Raw genomic sequence first — 18745 nt, forward strand, 5'->3', positions numbered from 1 at the left:
CCCAGCGGAGCGTCTTTGCACGCTTGCGGCAAGCAGAAACTTTCCCCGCAGCGCGCAATACGCTTTTCCGGTTCTCTTTTGGTGTCAAAAGAGAACATTCCCGCCCTTATTTTCCCACACAGAACCGCTCGAACACCTGTTCGATGACGGCTTCCGAAGCGTTTTCTCCGGTCAGGTCGCAGAGGGCGTCCAGCGCATCATCCACGCAGACCGAAACGGCGTCCAGCCCAAAGCCGCCGGCGGCGGCATCCAGTGCACCGGCTGCGGCGTCCCGGGCGCGGAGGGCGGCAGAAAGCTGCCGCTGGCCGGACAGGCTGGCGGCGTGGGGGTCGATGCTGCCGGTGCCCAGCAGCCGCGCCACCGCAGCGGCGATGACCTTGCGGCTCCCCTCTTCCCGGCAGCAGACCGGCAGCACCATGGCAAAATAGGGGGCGATAAGCTCTGCATCGAACTGGGTAGGCTTGTCCTCCTTGTTCACAAGGGCGATGGCGGGGCGACCGGCGCAGCGCTGTGCCAGCGCCAGGTCCTCCCGGCTGGGCGGCTCGGAGCCGTCAAAGACGGCTAAGATCAGTCCCGCTTCTTCCAGTTTTTTCCAGCTTCGGCGAATGCCCTCAGCTTCGATGGCGTCCTCGGTCTCCCGCAGACCGGCGGTGTCAAAGAGGTTCAGCCGGATATCCCCCAGCTGCACCGCCTGCTCCACCACATCGCGGGTAGTGCCCGCCACCGGGGTGACGATGGCACGGTCGAACCCTGCCAGCAGGTTCAGCAAGGTGGACTTACCCGCGTTGGGGCGTCCCACGATGGCGCAGTCCACGCCCTCGCGCAGCACCGCACCGGCATCGTAGCTGCGGATAAGGCCGTCCAGCTCTTCCCTCACCGCGCCCAGCACGGTACGCAGGTGGGCGGGGTCCAGCTCCGGGACATCCTCCTCCGGGAAGTCCACCCAAGCGGCCAGATGCGCCTGCAGGGCGGTCAGCTGGGCTTTCTGGGCGTTGATCTTTTTCGCCAGTGCGCCGCCCAGCGCGGCGTTTGCCAGCGCTGCCCCCTGCCGCCCGTCTGCCGAGATCAGATCCATGACCGCTTCGGCCTGGGTCAGACCCAGCTTGCCGTTCAGAAAGGCACGGCGGGTGTACTCGCCGGGGGCGGCAGGCTGCGCGCCCGCTGCAAGGCAAGCTTCCACCAGCCGCCGCGCCACCGCGCTGCCGCCGTGGCAGGAAAGCTCCACCACGTCCTCGCCGGTGTAGCTGTGGGGCGCGCGGAAAAACAGGGCGACGCCCTCGTCAAAGGCTTCTTCCCTGTCCACGAAATGCCCGAACAGTGCGGTGTAGCCCTTAGCCTGTTCCACCTTTTTTGCCGGGTTTGCCGGGTGGAACACCCGGGCAGCCACGGCATAGCTCTCTGCGCCGGACAGGCGCACCACAGCAATGCCGCCCGCCCCGGGGGGCGTTGCGATGGCGGCAATGGTCGATCCCTGCATACTGCATCCTTTCCGCGCACCCATCCCTTGCGGGTGCGCTGCTCGTGCGCTGGTACCGCAGACCTGCCGCAGCGCACACTTTCTGATTTTACAGTTTATTTTACCACGTTTTTGCGCAAAAAGATACACCCGCCGCGCGGTTTTTCCACATCTTCCAAAATGTTTGTGGAAAAAAGGATTGAAAATGGTGGGCAGCGTCTGCGAAGTTACCCCTTCTGTCTGCTCACTGCGTTCGCAGCCACCTTCCCCAAGGGGACGGCTTTCGGCGGTGGCGGAAAGGTTTCCTGCATAACCCAAAGGCGTCCCCTTGGGGGAGCTGCTGAGCGCAGCGAAGCTGAGGGGGTTCTTCCCTACAAAAAAGCGCCCCGCACTTCCGGTGGAAATGCGGGGCGCTGCATAGTTTTATTGAAACCTGCCGATCACAGCTCGATCTTGCCGAAGCTGAAATCTGCAAAGTCGTCCACGCGCTCGGTGCGCTTGGGTGCTACGGGTGCTGCACTCTCGGCGTCGCGGGGGGCGTAGGTGCGCTCCGGCACGCTGGACGGACGCGGGCCGCGAGGTGCACCGCTGCGGTTGCCGCGGTAGCCGCCATTGCTGCGGCGCTCGCCACGATAACCGCCGTTGCGGTTGCCGCCGGGACGGCGGCCATTCCGGTTGCCGCCACGGCCACGGCGCTCGCCGTAGGTATTCTCGGTCTGAGCATCCGGTGCGGTGGAGTAGATGACCACGCGGCGGTCACGGCCCTCACCCTTGCTCTCGCTGCGCACACCCTCCATCTTGCTGATGGCAGAGTGGATGATGCGGCGCTCGTAGGGGTTCATGGGCTCCATGGCAAAGCTGCGGCCGGTCTTGCGCACCTTGGCACCAATGCGCTGTGCCAGTGCGGTCAGGTCGCTCTCGCGCTTGTCGCGGTAACCGGCAACGTCCAGACCCAGCTTGATGTAATCGCCCTCCAGACGGTTTGCCACAAGGCTTGCCAGATAGGACAGGCTCTCCATGGTCTCGCCGCGGCGGCCGATGAGGGCACCCAGCTTTTCACCGTCCAGACGGATGATGGTGGCTTCGCCCTTCTGCACGGCGCTGAAGGTCACATTCTCCACGCCCATCAGGGTGATGACCTCCCGCAGATAGTCCACAGCGGCCTTCACCTTGGCGTTCTCCTCGATGACGATGGGCACCTCCACCTCTTCTGCCTCCTCGGCAGCTTCGGCGGGCTGCTGGGCAGCGGGGGTCTGCTCTGCGGCGGGAGCGGCAGGCTCCTCCGCAACAGCGGGAACTTCCTCTGCCACAGGAGCAGTCTCCTGCACGGGGGCGGCAGTCTCAACAGGCTGCTCTGCCACCGGCTTTGCGGGTGCAGCGGCGGGGGCATCCGGCTCTTCCACGCGCACGCGCACCTTGGCGGGGGTGGTCTTTAAGCCCAGAAAACCGGTCTTTTGGGGCATTTCCAGCACTTCATAGCTGACATTCAGATCGTCGGCCTGCACGCCCAGCAGGGCGCAGGCTTTGGCGCGGGCTTCGTCCACCGTCTTGCCGGTGGATTCCTGTGTACGGATCATAACCGTTTACCTCCCTTATTACTGTTTATCCTGCTTGTCAAGCTCGCTCAGCGGCACGGTGCGCTCGTCCTTGTAGCGCTCGGCGTCCAGTTGACGGGCATACTCCAGCCGGCGCTTGTTCATCTCGCTGGCGGAAAGGTTCTTTTCCACGCTCTTGCCGGTCTTGGGGTCGGTCACCGTGATGGTGGTGTTCTTCACACCGCGCTTTTCCTGCTTGCGTTTGGCGGCGATCTCCGCTTCCACTTCCTTGCGCATCTTCTCGGGGTCGTAGAACTTGCGCATGACCTGAGTCTGTGCGGTCATGACGATGTTGGAAATGACGTAGTACAGAGAGAATGCCAGCGGGTAGGTAAAGCAGAAGAACAGGTACATCAGCGGCATCATATACATGGTCAGCTTCATGCTGCCCTGCATCTGCTGGCCGGAGGCCTTCATGCTGATATGGGTGGACAGGAACATGGTGATGACCGACAGCAGCGGCAGCACGATGTCCAGAGAAAGCCCCAGCTTCGGGATGCGGGTCAGGTCGATGCCAAAGAAGTTCATGTGCTGGCTGAACTCGGTGATGGTAGCGATCTGCTGTGCGGTAAAGCAGCCCAGCACGCCGCTGTTGCCGGCAACCACCTCGGCGATGATGTTGGTATCGCGGGTGATGGCGGTAAAGGAGATGCCGGCGGCGGTCATCGCCTCACCTGCGCTGGCCAGTGCAGCGGCGCTGATGTGGAAAATGCGCTCCAGCGGGTTATACACCACGCCGATAACGCCGAACATGACAAGGAAATTCAGCAGCATGGGCATGCAGCCGGCCGTGGGCTTATAGCCAAAGTCCTGCTGCAGCTTCATCAGCTCAGCCTGCTGCTTTTCGGGCTTGTCCTTGTACTTGGTCTGGATCTCCGCGATCATGGGCTGGAAAGCAGACATTTTCGCCATGCTCTTCTGCTGGCTGGTCTGCAGGGGGATCTTGACGATGTTGATGAGCAGGGTGAAGAGGATGATGTCCCAGCCGTAGTTCGGCAGCAGCTTGTAGATCCACTCCATGACATAGCCGAGAGGACCGCTCAGGATGTAAAAGAAGTTCATACCTTTGTCCATTCTGCCCCGGCTGTGGCCCGGGACGCATTATTTTTTTATCGTAGGACACGCCGCCCACAGTGCAGCGCGTCACAAGAAGCGAAATTAAAAGAGAGTCCGTCATCTCCGTGGTTAGCATCCTCGCCCTCTCAGTCATCGCTACGCGATGCCAGCTCCCCCAAAGTGGGAGCCCTTGGCAGTCCACGCAAACTTCATCTTTTTGCCAAGGCCTCTCCCTTTGGGAGAGGTGGATGCGACCAGAGGGAGCAGACGGAGAGGGCGAGGACGCTGCCCTATCCCCCATGCCGCTTTTCAAACAGCTTTGCGGGCTGCAAGTTGCGGGCGGGGCTTTGCCAGCGGCCGGGCGGCGGCACGGGGTCGTAGCCCCACTTGCCCAGCGGATTGCACCGGGCAATGCGCCATGCGCCCAGCAGAATGCCCTTTACACAGCCGTGGGTCAGGATGGCTTGCATGGTGTAGTTGCTGCAGCTGGGCGAAAACCGGCAGCTGCGGCCGATCCATGGGCTGAGAGTGTACTGGTAGATGCGGATGGGCACGCACAGCGCCCTGCGGCAGAGCATTTGCAGCCGGTTCACGCGCGGGGCTCCGGCTTCTGCTTGCGGGCGGGGGGCACGGTGGCGGGCGGCTTTGCGTCCGGGCGCTTGGCCTTATCCGGCAGACCGGCCTGGGCAAACAGCTTTGCCACAACGCTGCTCAGCTGCCAGCTTTTCAGCTTGGGGGTCATGCCCCGGGCCACGAAGATCAGATCGTAGCCGCCGATATTGTAATCCAGATGCTCGTCAATAGCGGCTTTCATCACGCGGCGGGCGCGGTTGCGCTGCACGGCGTGGCCTATTTTTTTGGTGGCGGTCAGGCCCACCCGGGTGTTGCGGCCCCGGGTCTTGAGCACATACAGTACCAGTGCCGGGTTCACATAGGACTTGCCGCGGGCGTACACACGGCCAAACTCGCTGTTGCGGCGGATCGGACGATAACGCATAACGTCGGCACCTCCTTTCGTCCGGGTGCACATGGGTGCACTCTTTAGCCAGTATATCAAAAATTTTTGCACTTTAAAAGCCCATCCGGGCATTTTTACGAAAAAACTTTTGACGGGTAAAAAAATAAGACCGCCAATGGGATATCAGCGGTCTTTTGTGCGCATATTCATTTCTGCGCCGGATCTCACCTGCAAGGTTTAAGATCAGACAGTCAGGCTCTTGCGGCCCTTTGCACGGCGAGCATTGATGACCTTACGGCCGTTCTTGGTGCTCATGCGGGTCAGAAAGCCATGAACTTCCTTGCGCTGACGCTTCTTGGGCTGAAAAGTTCTCTTCATGGTTGTATCCTCCGTAAAAACTTATCCCCGGTATGGGGTCTTGATCGGTCCCAGATTGGGGACAGGCTTGCAATTCAACAGTATATCGCATAGTATGACGTTCTGTCAAGCATTTTTTGCAGTTTTCTGCAAACTTTTTTCTGATTTTTCTGTTAAAAGCTTTTCAACTTTTTCACCGTTTTGCTGTGGAAAACTTTTTTCTACCAGATATTGTGGTCTTTTTTGCGTTTTTCCACAAGGCTGCTGTACCATCTTATTTTATGTATTATAAATTACATTATAGTAATATAGACGCAGGGAGATTTTTGTGGTATACTAACGTGGTATCAGCAGCATTGTTGAAAACTTCGACCGATTCAATGGAGTGGATGTTTTATGGATTCTTTCAAGGACGTTTTAGAAGCGGCCCAGATGTACTGCAAGGCGCAGATGGCCGAGCCAACGTACAATCTCTATATCGACGGGTTGGAGCCCATCAGCTTTGAGGACTCCAGCCATATCACCCTGTCGGTGCGCAACGATTTTATCTGCAAGATCGTCACCGACCGGTACCTCGGCCTGCTCAAAGAGGCCTTCAAGTCCGTGCTGGGCTTTGATGTGGACATCACCCTTGTGGTGCCCAGCACCCCGCCCCACGAAGTAGTGCTGGCCCAGCAGTACGAGGCAAACCCAGCCTCCCCGCAGGGCAACTACGAGTTCACCTTTGAAAACTTCATCAAGGGGCCGTCCAACCAGTTTGCGTTTGCTGCTGCGCAGGCTGTGGCGGCAAACCCCTCCGGGGCGTATAACCCCCTGTTCATCTACGGCGGCTCCGGTCTGGGCAAGACCCATCTGCTGACCGCCATTCAGACCGAGATCAAGCGCACCCACCCCGATTTCGTCATCATGTATGTCACCTGCGAGCAGTTCACCAACGAGCTGATTGCCGCCATCCGCGCCGGCAGCACCGAGGACTTCCGCATGAAGTACCGCGTGGCAGACCTTTTGCTGGTAGACGATATCCAGTTCATCGCAGGCAAAGAGTCCACGCAGGAGGAGTTCTTCCACACCTTCAACTCCCTGCATGATGCCCACAAGCAGATCGTCATCGCCTCCGATCGTCCCGCCAAGGAGATCAAGAGCCTGGAAGAGCGTCTGCGCACCCGCTTTGAGTGGGGTCTGACCGCCGATGTGCAGCCGCCGGATTTTGAGACCCGCGTTGCCATCGTGAAGCGCAAGGCAGAGCTGCTGCATCTGGACCTGCCCGAGGACGTGGCAGAGTTCATTGCCAACCACCTGAAAAACAACATCCGCCAGCTGGAGGGCGCAGTGAAAAAGCTGAACGCCTATTATATGCTGGAGGGCATCCAGCCGGTGATCAGCGTGGCGCAGAACGCCATCAAGGATATCCTCAACGAGACCCAGCCGGTGCCGGTGACCATCGAAAAGATCATCGGCGAGGTATCCCGCACCTTCAACGTGTCCCCTGCCGACATCCGGGGCACCAAGCGCAACGCCAATGTGGCTTCTGCCCGGCGCGTTGCCATCTATATCCTGCGGGAAGTCACCGGCATGAGCATGGAGGAGATCGGGCGGGAATTCTCCGGCCGCGACCACTCCACCATCGTCTACTCCCTCAAGACCATGGAGCGGGACATGAAGAACGATCAGCACCTGCGGGAGACCGTGAGCGATATCATCAAGAACGTGAAAGCTTAAACCGGGGAAAACCGGGCAAAAGTCATACTCATTTCAGGGTGTGACCCCAAAATATGGGGAGAAACCGGAACAAAAAGGGGAAAATACGCCTATATCTTGTGGCAAAAAGGCGAAGCTTTCCACACTTTCCACTTAGTTTTCAACATTTAACATCAGTTCTTCACATCGGCTGTGGAAAGAACCACCGTTCCCCACCTTTCAACATTTCCTTCACGAGCCTTCCACAACCCGGTGGAAAGCCAAAGCCCCGCATCCCGGCAAGACATTTCCGGGTTTTCAACATCTTCCCCACCCCCTACTACGGTTACTACAACAAGTTCAATATATTACTGCCTTCCGGCAGCAGCCCAAAGGACAGATATTCTGCCGGAAGTGTGAAAAAAGGAGAGATACTGTTTTGAACATCGTCTGCGATAAAACGCTGCTCAGTGCAGCCATCGACGGCGTTTCCAAAGCTGTCACCATGCGCTCGTCCATCCCGGTGCTGGAGGGCATTCTGCTGAAGGCCGAGGGTTTTCAGCTCACCCTGACCGGCTACGATCTGGAAATGGGCATCGTGACCACCATCGAAGCCAACATCAAGGAGCCCGGCGAGATCGTGCTGAATGCAAAGCTGCTCAGCAGCATGATCAGCCGGATGCCGGCAGGTCAGATCAGCATCGTGGCTGCCGATAACGGCAAGACCACCATCCAGAGCGGCGTGGCACAGTTCGAGATCCAGTCCATGCCCGCCACCGATTTCCCGGATCTGCCCAACACCGGCGCGGAGCAGACCCTGACCATCAAGACCGGCGTGCTGCGGGACATGATCGAACGCACCTTGTACGCTGTCAGTCAGGACGAGAAAAAACCCGCCCACACCGGCGAGCTGTTCGAGATCGAGCTGGACAAGCTGACCATGGTGGCGCTGGACGGCTACCGCCTTGCCATCGTGGAGCGCCCCATCACCGCCGTGAAGGATATCCGCATCATCGTGCCCAGCAAGACCATGACCGAGGTCTCCCACCTGCTGGCCAACGATGACGAGGAGGACGTGCACATCAGTGCCAACCGCCGCTATGTGGTGTTCACCACCGCCGGTTACACCATCATGAGCCGCCTGATCGAGGGCGAGTTTTTGAATTACCGCAACGTCATCCCCGCCGGAAGCCGCACCCGGGTGACCATCGACACCAAGGACTTTATCTCCACCATCGAGCGCGCTTCCCTGATTATTACAGAGCGTTTAAAAAATCCCCTCCGCATCTCCTTTACAGAGGGTAAAGTCGTGGTGCGCTGCCAGACGAACCTTGGCCGCGTGGTGGACGAGTTCAGCGCCGCCTGCGAGGGCGACGAGGTGGAGATCGGCTTCAACAACCGCTATCTGCTGGATGCGCTGCGCAACGCCCGCACCGAGCAGGTGCGCATGGAGATCAGCGGCCCCTTGAGCCCGGTGAAGGTGCTGCCGGTAGAGGGCAACGACTTTTTGTATCTGGTACTGCCGGTACGGTTTAAAAACGACTAAGGAGCGCGTTTTATGCAGAAGATTCTCATTCATACCGAGTTTATCAAGCTGGATGCCCTGCTCAAATTTGCCGGCCTGTGCGAGACCGGCGGCGAAGCCAAGGAGCTGGTGCAGGGCGGTGCCGTGAAGGTGAACGGCGAGGTGTGCACCATGCGGGGCAAAAAGTGCCGCGCCGGGGATATCATCGAGCTGGACGGGCAGAGCGTAGAGATCGGGCAGGGTCAGTAAATGCGTCTGCTTTCGCTGGAAGTACAGAACTATCGCAATATTTGTGCGGCACGGCTGGAGCCCGGGCGGGAACTTACCGTCATCTGCGGCAACAACGGGCAGGGTAAAACGAACCTTCTGGAAGCCATCTGGCTGCTGACCGGCGGCAAAAGCTTCCGGGGCGGCAAGGATGCCGAGCTTGTGCGCCGGGGAGAAGCATTCGCGGTGCTGGAAGCCGACACCCAGCGGGACCGGCCGGAAGGCTGCGAGCCCGCCGAGCCTGCCCACATCCGCATGACCGTGGGCACCCCGGAAGCCGCAAAGCCCGGCCGCTATGCGGCGGTGAACGGCGCAGCGCCCAAGCGGGCGGCGGCACTGGCGGGCAGCTTTCCGGCGGTGGTGTTCGACCCCGGGCACCTGAGTCTTGTCAAGGGGGCACCGGAAGGGCGGCGCAAATTTCTGGACGCTGCGCTGTGCCAGCTGTACCCCGGGTATCTGGCCAGTTACCGCCGCTATGTGCGGGTTTTGCAGCAAAAAAATGCGCTGCTGCGCCACTCTGCAAACGGGCAGGAGCGCCCCTATGCGGAAAAGCGCACCCTGCTGGAGGTACTCAACACCGAGCTTGCCGCGCGGGGCGAAGCCTTGCAGCAGCGGCGGCGGGAGTATCTGGAGCTGCTTGCCCCCCGCGCCTGTGCCAACTACGCGGAGCTTTCCCACGGGGCGGAGCGGATGAGCATCCGCTACGCCGCCCAGTTTGCGCCGGGCGGGCTTGCCGCACTGCTGCGCCAGCGGCAGGAGGAGGAGCTGCGCGCCGGGCAGAGCCTGTGCGGCATCCACCGCGAGGACCTGGAGCTTTTACTGGACGACCAGCCTGCCCGGGTGTATGCCAGTCAGGGACAGCAGCGCAGCGTGGTGCTGAGCCTGAAAATGGCGGAAGCAGCAGCGGCGGCGCAGATCACCGGGGAGCACCCGGTACTGCTGCTGGATGATGTGCTGAGCGAGCTGGACGAGGGGCGCAAGCAGTATCTGCTCACCTGCATGAAGGAAAAGCAGACCTTTGTGACCAGCTGCGATGACACGGACTTTTTAAAGACCGACGGCGAGGTGTACCGCATGGACGGCGGGGTGCTGAACCGGGTCTGGCAGCATGGATAAATGTTGTAAGTGATACTGCATAAAAGCTGAATTTTCGTGGGCTTTATGCAAACAAAAGACACGGGAGAAAATACAGTATGTATATTCATCTGGGGCGGGACTATGTTCTGAACGACCGTGATATCATTGGCATCTTTGATCTGGAGACCACCACCACCTCCCCCCGGGGGCGGGAGTTTCTGAACTACGCCCAGAAGAACGGGGCGGTGGTCAGCCTTTCGGACGAGCTGCCCCAGTGCTATGTGCTGGCAGACGGAGGGCTGGTGGATGCGGTGTATCTTTCGGAGCTGTCCAGCGCCGCCATGCGCCGCAGAGCGCAAAAGATGGTGGAGTGAAATTTGCGGAAAACGGGCGGAAGATCCACAGAAAAAAGAGGGATGGGAAAGCCCCGGAGCTGCCCGGAAAGCCGCACCGTGCCAGCCGGAACGCCCGCTGCGGGCAGCGCGTAAAAACACAACAAAACGGCGAGAAAAAAGTACACCATGGTGTGCCGGTTCCCGCTTTGCTATAATTTGAAAAAACAAACGCAAAAATGAACAAAAGGGAGAAAGGATATGGCAGAAGAAATCATTACCAGTACAAATGCCGATACCGCGACCGACCACGAGTATAACGCCAGCGAGATCCAGGTGCTGAAAGGTCTGGAAGCGGTGCGCAAGCGCCCGGGTATGTATATCGGCTCCACCGGTGAGCGCGGTCTGCATCATCTGGTGTACGAGATCGTGGACAACGCCATTGACGAGGCGCTGGCCGGTTACTGCGACCACATCGAGGTCAAGATCCTGAAGGACAACATCATTCAGGTCACCGATAACGGCCGCGGCATTCCCGTGGACATTCAGGCCGATACCGGTCTGCCCGCCGTCACCGTGGTGTACACCATCCTACACGCCGGCGGCAAGTTCGGCGGCGAGAACTCCGGCTACAAGGTGGCCGGCGGTCTGCACGGCGTGGGCGCTTCGGTGGTCAACGCCTGCTCCGAGTGGCTCACCGTCAATGTGCGCCGCGACGGCAAGGAGTACGAGCAGACCTTCCGGCGCGGCGACCCGGACGGCGCACTCAAGTGCATCGGCACGGTAGCCGAGGGCGTCACCGGCACCCGGGTCACCTTCAAGCCCGACCCGGAAATGTTCAAGGACACCACCGTCTACGACTTCGACACGCTGGAAAAGCGCCTGCGGGAGGAAAGCTTCCTGAACGCCGGTGTCAAGATCACCCTGACCGATGAGCGTCAGCTGTACACCCCCGTGCTGGAGGATGGGCAGGAGGGCGACCCTTGCTACCGCTCCGAGGTGATGTGCTACGAGGGCGGCATCAAGAGCTTTGTCACCTATCTGGGCGAAAAGCGCAAGCTGGAAGTGCTGCACCCCAACGTCATCTACCTCAAGGGACAGACCGACCGCGGCGTGGCAGAGATCGCTTTGCAGTACAATTCCAGCTACAACGAGCTGCTTCTGAGCTTTGCCAACAACGTCAACACCCCGGATGGCGGCACCCATGAAGAGGGCTTCAAAGCCAGCCTGACCCGCGTGTTCAACGATTACGGCCGCAGCCACGGCCTGCTGAAGGACAAGGACGAGAACCTGTCCGGCGCAGACGTGCGCGAGGGTCTGATCTGCGTTATCTCGGTCAAGCTGCAGGAGGCCGAATTTGAAGGCCAGACCAAGGCAAAGCTGGGCAATACCGAAATTCGCACCCTCGTTTCCAACATGGTCTACTCCAAGCTGATGGAGTTCTTTGAGGAGAACCCCGGCGTGGCAAAGGCTATTTTTGAAAAAGCAACGCAGGCCGCCCGCGCCCGCGCCGCCGCCAAAAAGGCCCGCGAGCTGGTGCGCCGCAAGAGCGCGCTGGAGACCAGCCGGATGCCCGGCAAGCTGGCAGACTGCCGCGAAAAAGACCCCAGCCGCACTGAGATCTTCATCGTCGAGGGCGACTCTGCAGGCGGTTCTGCCAAGATGGGACGCGACTCTGCCATTCAGGCCATCCTGCCGCTGTGGGGCAAGATGCTGAACGTGGAAAAGGCCCGCGCCGATAAAATTTACGGCAACGACAAGCTGATGCCGGTGGTGCTGGCGCTGGGCTGCGGCATCGGTGACGAGTTCGATATCTCCAAGCTGCGGTACGACAAGGTGTTCATCATGGCCGATGCGGACGTGGACGGCTCCCACATCTGCACCCTGATGCTGACCTTCTTCTTCCGCTATATGCGCCCCCTCATCGAGCAGGGTCATGTGTATGTGGCACAGCCGCCCCTGTTCAAGGTGCAGAAGGGCAACACCATCAAGTACGCCTACAACGACGCGGAAATGGCCATCCTCTCGCAGGAGATGCCCGGCGCAAAGGTGAACCGCTATAAGGGCCTTGGTGAGATGAACCCTGAGCAGCTGTGGGAGACTACCATGAACCCGGACAACCGGGTCATCGTGCAGATCACCATCGAGGATGCCGAAAAGGCTGACGAAGCCTTTACCATCCTGATGGGCGATCAGGTGGAGCCCCGCCGCCGCTTTATCGAGACCAACGCCCAGTACGCAAAGCTGGACGTGTAAGACACGGAGGAACAAATGGAAGAAGATTATGTGATGATACCGGGCAGCGGAACCAAAAAGATCATCCGCGATGTCAAAAAGGAGATCGAGACGGCCTTCCTGGATTATTCCATGTCGGTCATCGTGTCCCGCGCCCTGCCCGATGTGCGGGACGGCTTGAAACCCGTCCACCGCCGCATCCTGTACACTATGCATGAGCGCGGCAACGACCCCAGCCATGCATACCGCAAATCCGCCGATACCGTCGGTGCAGTGCTGGGCTCTTACCACCCCCACGGCGACGCATCGGTCTACGACGCCATGGTACGTCTGGCACAGGATTTCTCGCTGCGCTATCCGCTGGTGGATGGTCAGGGTAACTTTGGTTCTGTGGATGGCGACCCCCCGGCTGCTTACCGTTACACCGAGGCCCGCATGAGCCGTATGGCGGTGGAAATGCTGACCGATATCGAGAAGGACACCATCGACTGGGACCCCAACTTTGACGAGACCAAAAAGGAACCCAGCGTGCTGCCCTGCCGCTTCCCGAACCTGCTGGTCAACGGCAGTCAGGGCATCGCAGTCGGTATGGCTACCAACATCCCGCCCCACAACCTGAGCGAGGTCATTGACGGCTGCATCGCCTATATCGACGACCCGGATATCGACCTGCCCGGCCTGATGGAGCACATCAAGGGCCCGGACTTCCCCACTGCCGGCATCATCATGGGACGCAGCGGCATCCGCGCCGCCTACGCCACCGGACGCGGCAAGATCACCCTGCGCGGCCGCGCCACCATTGAGGAGACCAAGAACGGCCGCACCCAGATCGTGATCACCGAGATCCCCTATATGGTCAACAAGGCGCGTCTCATCGAGCACATGGCAGACCTTGTCAAGGAAAAGCGCATCGAGGGCATCACCGGCCTGAACGATGAGACCAACCGCAAGGGTATGCGCATCGTGGTGGATGTCCGCAAGGACGCCAACGCACAGGTCATCCTGAACCAGCTGTACCAGTACACTCAGCTGCAGGACACCGTGGGCGTTATCATGCTGGCCATTGACCATAAGGTGCCCAAGGTGCTCACCCTGAAGCAGATGCTGCAGAAGTATGTGGAGTTTCAGGACGAGGTGGTGCGCCGCCGCACCCAGTACGACCTGAAAAAGGCCAAGGAGCGCGCCCATATTCTGGAAGGTCTGAAGAAGGCCACCGACATCGTGGACGAGCTGATCGCTACCATCCGCGCCTGCAAGGGCGGCATGGCAGAAGCCAAGGCTGCCATCATGGAGCAGTTCGGCTTTGATGACCCGCAGGCAGACGCCATCGTCAAGCTGCAGCTGGGCCGTCTGGCCGGTCTGGAAATTTTGAAGATCGAGGAAGAGCTGGCCGGCCTGCGCGCCAAGATCGAGGACTGGGAAGCCATTCTGGCGGATGACGCCCGGGTGCTTGCCATCGTCAAGGACGAGCTGCTGGAAATGAAGAAGCGCTTCGGGGACGAGCGCCGCACCGAGATCCAGTCCGTGACCGGTGAGGTGGATATCGAGGATCTGATCGCCGAGGAGCAGTGCGTCTACACCCTGACCGAAGCCGGTTATATCAAGCGTCAGCTCAAGGCCACCTATCAGGCACAGCGCCGTGGCGGACGCGGCATCTCCGGCATGACCCGCAAGGAAGAGGATATCGTGCAGGAGATGTTCGTAGGCTCCACCCACGACTATGTGCTCTTTGTCACCGACCGGGGCCGCCTGTTCCGCATCAAGGGCTACACCATCGCCGAGGGCAGCCGCACCAGCAAGGGCATGAACATCGTCAACCTGCTGCAGCTGGCGGAGGGCGAAAAGGTGACCAACATGATCTGCCAGAGCAAGGACGCCGAGCAGTCGGGCGGCTATGTGACCATGGTCACCAAGCAGGGTCTGATCAAGCGCACCCCGCTGGAGCAGTACGCCAACATCCGCAAGAGCGGCCTGATCGGCATTGCCCTGAACGAGGGCGATGCGCTGGCATGGACCCGCCTGACCTCCGGCCACGATATGCTCATCGTTGCCACCCGCAACGGTCAGGCCATCCGCTTCAACGAGGAGGATGCCCGCCCGATGGGCCGTAACGGCCACGGCGTGCGCGCCATCCGTCTGGCGGAGGGCGATGAAGTTGTCGGCGTCTGCATCTGCCGCGAGGGCGGCACGGTACTGACCGTGACCGAGAACGGCAAGGGACGCCGCTCGGATATCGACACCTACCGCATCACCGCCCGCGGCGGCAAGGGCATCCGCAACTACGATGTGAGCCGCGACAAGGTTGCCGCCGTGAAGATCGTGGACGATGTGGATGACGTGCTGCTGAGCAGTCAGGAGGGCATCATCATCCGCCTGCACGCCAACGAGATCCCGCTGCAGAGCCGCTACGGCTCCGGCGTGCGGGTAATGCGTCTGGGCGAGAACGACAAGGTGATGGTACTGGCACGCACCGACCACGACGACGAAGCACAGACCGAGAAGATCGACGCTTCTGAAGCCGATGCTGAGCCCACCGCCGAGCAGCTTGCCGAGATGGAAGCCGCCGATGCTGCCGCCGCCACCGAAGCCCCGGAGGCAGACCCGGAGGAGAAGGAATAAGGCGCTGAGGGCAGGCCGAAACTCCCTCAGTCAAAACCTGACGGTTTTGCCAGCTCCCTCTGGGAGGGAGCCTCTGGCGAAACCACGCACTTTACGTTTTAAACGGAAACTGTATCGCTATGCCAAAGGCCCCATCTTAGAGGGGGCTGTCGCCGAAGGCGACTGGGGGAGTTTACTTTGCCGCAAACTGTTGTTTCTCCCGCAGCGCCGCGCTTTCGTAGAAAGCGGCGCTGCAACTGCCGTTTTCCTCTACGCCCTCTCCTGTGAAAATGGGTTTCAGGAAAGTCCGCAGACTTTCCTGAAACCCGAAATATTAAATGATTTTTCCGCTGAAAATGCCCAAAGCGCACGCGGCGGGCATTCTAAATCGTCTCGCCCGGTGGAAAGCGCATTTTTGGCGCGTTTCACCGTCAGGTTTGTCTGGACTTCCCCTTGAAACTGTGCTAGAATAAACGAAATCACAATACCCGTGGGGGAGTAGCAGGCGCTTTGCAGAGCGCAGCAAGTCAACACAATGACCGCTTTCCGGTCTGGCTTGCTTTCATTTGCGAGACTCATGTGTTTTGGTGCGTGTTTGCTGCGCCCGTGCACATGGAGTGGATCTTAAAAAATCACCCGGTCCCGGACGTACAATGCGCCCGGGGCCGGGTTTTGTTTTGGTTTGGAATACGGTCAACAAACAGGAGGCAGACAGAATGGAATGGAGTTTTGTATTTTTCCTCAACAGCGTTTTGCTGGGCGTGGGGCTTGCGATGGATGCGTTTTCGGTGTCCATGGCAAACGGCCTGCACGACCCTAAAATGAACAAGGGCACGATGTGCAAAATCGCGGGCACTTTTGGCATTTTTCAGGCCGCAATGCCCATGATCGGCTGGGTGTGCGTGCATACCATCGTGGAGCTGTTCTCGTCCTTTGAGACCCTGATCCCGTGGATCGCGCTGGCGCTGCTGAGCTACATCGGCGGCAAGATGCTGATGGACGGTATCCACGGCGAGGAAGCCGAAGAAGCGGCAGAGCTCAGCGCCGGGGCGCTGTTCATGCAGGGTGTCGCCACCAGCATTGATGCTCTCTCGGTGGGCTTTACCATCTCGGAATACGGCTGGCTGATGGCGCTCACCGCTGCCATCATCATTGCGGTGGTCACCTTCATCCTCTGCATGGCGGGTCTGCGCATCGGCAAAAAGTTCGGTACACAGCTTTCCGGCAAGGCCAATATTCTGGGCGGTGTCATCCTTATCGGCATCGGACTGGAAATTTTCATCACCGGGGTGTTCTGAATATAAAAAGCCCGGAGCGTCTGCGGACACTCCGGGCTTTTTGGTTTGCAGTATACCCCCTCAGCCTCGCTGCGCTCGGCAGCTCCCCCAAGGGGACGCCTTTCCCTAGGAGGGTAACTTTCCGGCATAGCCAAAAGCCGTCCCCTTGGGGAAGGTGGCAAAGCCGCAGGCTTTGACGGAAGGGGTAAACTCGTCTTTGTTCCCCGTGGAACAATTTTGCGTTATTTTACGGTCTCCGGCTCAAAAAAGTCGGCGTATTCCTTGGTCAGCTTGCTGCCAAGGCGGCGGATGCCGCCGTATAGGTGCCGCTCCACCAGCGGCTCAAAGGCGGCAAGGTCGCACCGCTCGATGGCGTTCAGCAGGTTGCGGTGGTCGGCGATCACCTCGTCCAACCCGCCGGTGGTCATGGTGTCCAGCATACGGAAACGGCTGTAATCGGCGTGGGCATTCTGCAGGGTGCTCCACAGGTACATCTTGTCCATGGCAGAAAACCACGTCTCGTGCAGGCGGCAGTCGGCTTCGTACAGCTTGTTGAAGTCCGGGCTCTCGACACGGGCAAGGGCTTCGTACGCGTCCACCCGCGCACGGATCTGCGCCCGCTGCGCCGGGGTGGCGATGGGGGCAAAATCGCGCAGGATGCGCCCCTCCACAGCGGTGCGCTCGTAGATCAGCTCGTCCACGATGCGCCGGTTCAGCCGGGTGACGGTGGTGCCCTTGTAGGGCACGATGCGCACCAGCCCGTTTTCCTGTAATTTTTGCAGCACCACCCGGATCAGGGAGCGCGGCGCACCGAACCGGGCGCACAGCGGGTTCTCGCTCAGCGCAGAGCCGGGACGGATGGTCAGGTCGATGATCTCCCGCTCCAGCACGGCGTAAATTTCGGCATCAGTCTTGTATTGCTGTTCCATATCACTCACCTAATTCCAAAAACTCCTTCCACGGTGCGGCGGCGGGCAGGGGCAGAGAAAAGGCCATGGGCTTGCCGGTGTCCGGGTGCACAAAGCGCAGGCCGCAGCTTTGCAGGGCGATGCTGCCCTTCTGGCGGCTGCCATATTTGCCGTCGCCGTACAGCGGGTGCCTGCGGCTGGCAAACTGCACCCGGATCTGATGGGTGCGCCCGGTGTGCAGGGTGATCTCGGCAAGGCTGTTTTCCCCTGCCGTGGCAAGGATGCGGTATTCCAGCACCGCTTCCCGCACCCCCTTGCGGGGACGGCTGACCGGGAACACCCTGCCCTTGCGGCTGTCCTTGAACAGGTAGTCCCGCAGCACTCCGGCGGCGGGCAGCTGCGCGTCCGGCGCACCGGCGAGGACCGCGCGGTACTGCTTGACGAACTGCGGCGCGGCGGCTTTGCCCTCGGTGCGGCCGTCCTGCACGGCGTAGGCGTCCTGACTTTGGGTCACCTGACGGCTCAGGGCGGCGGCAGCCGCCGGGGTGCGGGCATAGACCATCAACCCGGACACCCCGGTGTCCAACCGGTGCACCACCCCCACAAAGGCATCAGGCGCGTTCCAGTGCGCCCGCAGCGCGGCGGGCACGCCCTCCTCGCTGGAAAGCCCGGCAGGCTTGTCCAGCACCACAAGGGCGGCATCCTCGTATAAGATCACAGCTTGCCCTCGGCCAGCAGAGCCTTCAGCTTCAGGATGCCCGCAATGGTCTTGCCGTCCTTGATCTCGCCGCTCATGACCATCTGATACGCTTTTTCCAGCGGCACACGGTCGGGGGTCAGGAATTCGTCTGCATCAAGGTGCATCTTCGTTTCGTGCAGACCGGTGGCTACCCATGTGTAGATGACCTCGGTATCGTAGCCCACGGTGGGGTAGAATTCGCCCAGCGAGATGTAGTTGTCGGCGGTCAGGCCGCACTCCTCTTCCAGTTCCCGTTTGGCGGCTGCAAAGGGGTCCTCGCCCTTTTCCAGCTTACCGGCGGGCAGCTCCCACAGCTGCTGCTGCATGGCATAGCGGAACTGCCGCACCATGCAGATGGTGCCGTCTGCAAAATAGGGCAGGATGCAGGCGCCGCCGTGGTGGTGCACCACCTCGCGGGTAGCGGTCTTGCCGTTTTCCAGCAGCGCGGTGTCCTTGGTCAGGGTGATGACCCGCCCCTCGAACAGGGTCTCGCTGGAGAGAGTTTTTTCAAAGTGTACGGTATCGTTCATTTGTTTTACGCCCCTTTTCCGGCGCTGCGCCGGTTTTATGCTCTCAGTTTACGGCAAAGTGCGGTTTGTTGTCAATAAAGATATGATAAATACAAGAGGGCGGGACGCTTGCCTGAACTCCCCCAGTCATCGCTGCGCGATGCCAGCCCCCTCTAAGA

Annotated in this window: 18 protein-coding genes; 8 read left to right on the forward strand and 10 right to left on the reverse strand. The window is 60.1% G+C overall.

The features are described from left to right. Positions 1-106: 106 nt before the first annotated feature. The 7 genes from mnmE to WMO20_RS12740 all read right to left on the reverse strand — a co-directional run bounded on the left by mnmE (position 107) and on the right by WMO20_RS12740 (position 5695). Complete coding sequence (gene mnmE, locus WMO20_RS12710; protein ID WP_349187087.1) at positions 107-1477, reverse strand: tRNA uridine-5-carboxymethylaminomethyl(34) synthesis GTPase MnmE; 1371 nt, start codon at positions 1475-1477, stop codon at positions 107-109. A 419-nt stretch (positions 1478-1896) separates the two neighbouring features. After that, positions 1897-3033 carry an RNA-binding cell elongation regulator Jag/EloR gene (jag, locus tag WMO20_RS12715; RefSeq protein WP_349187088.1) on the reverse strand — a complete coding sequence of 379 codons (1137 nt, stop codon included), beginning with the start codon at positions 3031-3033 and terminating at the stop codon, positions 1897-1899. An 18-nt stretch (positions 3034-3051) separates the two neighbouring features. Further along, positions 3052-4113: a YidC/Oxa1 family membrane protein insertase gene (locus tag WMO20_RS12720; protein ID WP_349187089.1), complete on the reverse strand. Its 1062-nt coding sequence runs from the start codon at positions 4111-4113 to the stop codon at positions 3052-3054. Positions 4114-4397: 284 nt separating this feature from the next. Next, positions 4398-4700 carry a membrane protein insertion efficiency factor YidD gene (yidD, locus tag WMO20_RS12725; RefSeq protein ID WP_349187090.1) on the reverse strand — a complete coding sequence of 101 codons (303 nt, stop codon included), beginning with the start codon at positions 4698-4700 and terminating at the stop codon, positions 4398-4400. Beyond that, positions 4697-5104: a ribonuclease P protein component gene (gene rnpA / locus WMO20_RS12730; protein ID WP_270565295.1), complete on the reverse strand. Its 408-nt coding sequence runs from the start codon at positions 5102-5104 to the stop codon at positions 4697-4699. Before rnpA ends, yidD begins: the two co-directional genes overlap by 4 nt. Before the next feature lie 204 nt (positions 5105-5308). After that, positions 5309-5443: a 50S ribosomal protein L34 gene (gene rpmH / locus WMO20_RS12735; protein WP_005924258.1), complete on the reverse strand. Its 135-nt coding sequence runs from the start codon at positions 5441-5443 to the stop codon at positions 5309-5311. A 105-nt stretch (positions 5444-5548) separates the two neighbouring features. Next, positions 5549-5695, reverse strand: a complete 147-nt coding sequence (locus WMO20_RS12740) for a hypothetical protein (RefSeq protein ID WP_349187091.1) — start codon at positions 5693-5695, stop codon at positions 5549-5551. A 123-nt stretch (positions 5696-5818) separates the two neighbouring features. On the opposite strand from WMO20_RS12740, the gene dnaA reads away from it, so the two are divergent. From dnaA to WMO20_RS12780, 8 genes are all read left to right on the forward strand, one after another. Further along, positions 5819-7141, forward strand: a complete 1323-nt coding sequence (gene dnaA / locus WMO20_RS12745; RefSeq protein WP_005924255.1) for a chromosomal replication initiator protein DnaA — start codon at positions 5819-5821, stop codon at positions 7139-7141. Between the two features lie 397 nt (positions 7142-7538). Continuing rightward, on the forward strand, positions 7539-8645 hold the full coding sequence (gene dnaN / locus WMO20_RS12750; RefSeq protein WP_112091464.1) for a DNA polymerase III subunit beta: 1107 nt from the start codon (positions 7539-7541) through the stop codon (positions 8643-8645). 12 nt (positions 8646-8657) lie between these two features. After that, positions 8658-8873 (forward strand): RNA-binding S4 domain-containing protein, encoded by a 216-nt coding sequence (locus WMO20_RS12755; protein WP_015537089.1) that lies wholly within the window; start codon positions 8658-8660, stop codon positions 8871-8873. Continuing rightward, a complete protein-coding gene (gene recF / locus WMO20_RS12760; RefSeq protein ID WP_349187092.1) occupies positions 8874-10007 on the forward strand; it encodes a DNA replication/repair protein RecF in 1134 nt (377 codons plus the stop codon). Between the two features lie 77 nt (positions 10008-10084). After that, the gene (remB, locus tag WMO20_RS12765) at positions 10085-10342 is read left to right on the forward strand and encodes an extracellular matrix regulator RemB (RefSeq protein WP_005924242.1); all 258 of its coding nucleotides are present in this window, start codon (positions 10085-10087) and stop codon (positions 10340-10342) included. 219 nt (positions 10343-10561) lie between these two features. Further along, positions 10562-12556, forward strand: a complete 1995-nt coding sequence (gene gyrB, locus WMO20_RS12770; RefSeq protein WP_015537091.1) for a DNA topoisomerase (ATP-hydrolyzing) subunit B — start codon at positions 10562-10564, stop codon at positions 12554-12556. 15 nt (positions 12557-12571) lie between these two features. After that, the gene (gene gyrA / locus WMO20_RS12775) at positions 12572-15154 is read left to right on the forward strand and encodes a DNA gyrase subunit A (protein WP_349187093.1); all 2583 of its coding nucleotides are present in this window, start codon (positions 12572-12574) and stop codon (positions 15152-15154) included. A 695-nt stretch (positions 15155-15849) separates the two neighbouring features. Then, complete coding sequence (locus tag WMO20_RS12780) at positions 15850-16431, forward strand: manganese efflux pump MntP (protein ID WP_154265608.1); 582 nt, start codon at positions 15850-15852, stop codon at positions 16429-16431. Positions 16432-16652: 221 nt separating this feature from the next. On the opposite strand, the gene WMO20_RS12785 is transcribed toward WMO20_RS12780, so the two are convergent. From WMO20_RS12785 to WMO20_RS12795, 3 genes are read right to left on the reverse strand one after another with little or no spacing between them, the layout of a single operon-like run. Then, the gene (locus WMO20_RS12785; RefSeq protein WP_349187094.1) at positions 16653-17339 is read right to left on the reverse strand and encodes a GntR family transcriptional regulator; all 687 of its coding nucleotides are present in this window, start codon (positions 17337-17339) and stop codon (positions 16653-16655) included. A gap of 1 nt (position 17340) precedes the next feature. Beyond that, positions 17341-18036 (reverse strand): RluA family pseudouridine synthase, encoded by a 696-nt coding sequence (locus WMO20_RS12790; RefSeq protein WP_349187095.1) that lies wholly within the window; start codon positions 18034-18036, stop codon positions 17341-17343. Beyond that, positions 18033-18587 (reverse strand): NUDIX domain-containing protein, encoded by a 555-nt coding sequence (locus WMO20_RS12795; RefSeq protein ID WP_113991702.1) that lies wholly within the window; start codon positions 18585-18587, stop codon positions 18033-18035. Before WMO20_RS12795 ends, WMO20_RS12790 begins: the two co-directional genes overlap by 4 nt. Positions 18588-18745: the final 158 nt, after the last annotated feature.

Origin of the sequence: Faecalibacterium intestinale (assembly GCF_040096575.1) — a bacterium.
Lineage (GTDB): Bacteria > Bacillota > Clostridia > Oscillospirales > Ruminococcaceae > Faecalibacterium > Faecalibacterium intestinale.

Excerpts from the sequence above, each read along its gene's own strand:
- mnmE (WP_349187087.1), bottom strand. The coding sequence starts at position 1,477 with ATGCAGGGATCGACCATTGCCGCCATCGCAACGCCCCCCGGGGCGGGC.
- jag (WP_349187088.1), bottom strand. The coding sequence starts at position 3,033 with ATGATCCGTACACAGGAATCCACCGGCAAGACGGTGGACGAAGCCCGC.
- WMO20_RS12720 (WP_349187089.1), bottom strand. The coding sequence starts at position 4,113 with ATGAACTTCTTTTACATCCTGAGCGGTCCTCTCGGCTATGTCATGGAG.
- rnpA (WP_270565295.1), bottom strand. The coding sequence starts at position 5,104 with ATGCGTTATCGTCCGATCCGCCGCAACAGCGAGTTTGGCCGTGTGTAC.
- rpmH (WP_005924258.1), bottom strand. The coding sequence starts at position 5,443 with ATGAAGAGAACTTTTCAGCCCAAGAAGCGTCAGCGCAAGGAAGTTCAT.
- WMO20_RS12740 (WP_349187091.1), bottom strand. The coding sequence starts at position 5,695 with ATGGTACAGCAGCCTTGTGGAAAAACGCAAAAAAGACCACAATATCTG.
- dnaA (WP_005924255.1), top strand. The coding sequence starts at position 5,819 with ATGGATTCTTTCAAGGACGTTTTAGAAGCGGCCCAGATGTACTGCAAG.
- WMO20_RS12755 (WP_015537089.1), top strand. The coding sequence starts at position 8,658 with ATGCAGAAGATTCTCATTCATACCGAGTTTATCAAGCTGGATGCCCTG.
- recF (WP_349187092.1), top strand. The coding sequence starts at position 8,874 with ATGCGTCTGCTTTCGCTGGAAGTACAGAACTATCGCAATATTTGTGCG.
- remB (WP_005924242.1), top strand. The coding sequence starts at position 10,085 with ATGTATATTCATCTGGGGCGGGACTATGTTCTGAACGACCGTGATATC.
- gyrB (WP_015537091.1), top strand. The coding sequence starts at position 10,562 with ATGGCAGAAGAAATCATTACCAGTACAAATGCCGATACCGCGACCGAC.
- gyrA (WP_349187093.1), top strand. The coding sequence starts at position 12,572 with ATGGAAGAAGATTATGTGATGATACCGGGCAGCGGAACCAAAAAGATC.
- WMO20_RS12780 (WP_154265608.1), top strand. The coding sequence starts at position 15,850 with ATGGAATGGAGTTTTGTATTTTTCCTCAACAGCGTTTTGCTGGGCGTG.
- WMO20_RS12785 (WP_349187094.1), bottom strand. The coding sequence starts at position 17,339 with ATGGAACAGCAATACAAGACTGATGCCGAAATTTACGCCGTGCTGGAG.
- WMO20_RS12795 (WP_113991702.1), bottom strand. The coding sequence starts at position 18,587 with ATGAACGATACCGTACACTTTGAAAAAACTCTCTCCAGCGAGACCCTG.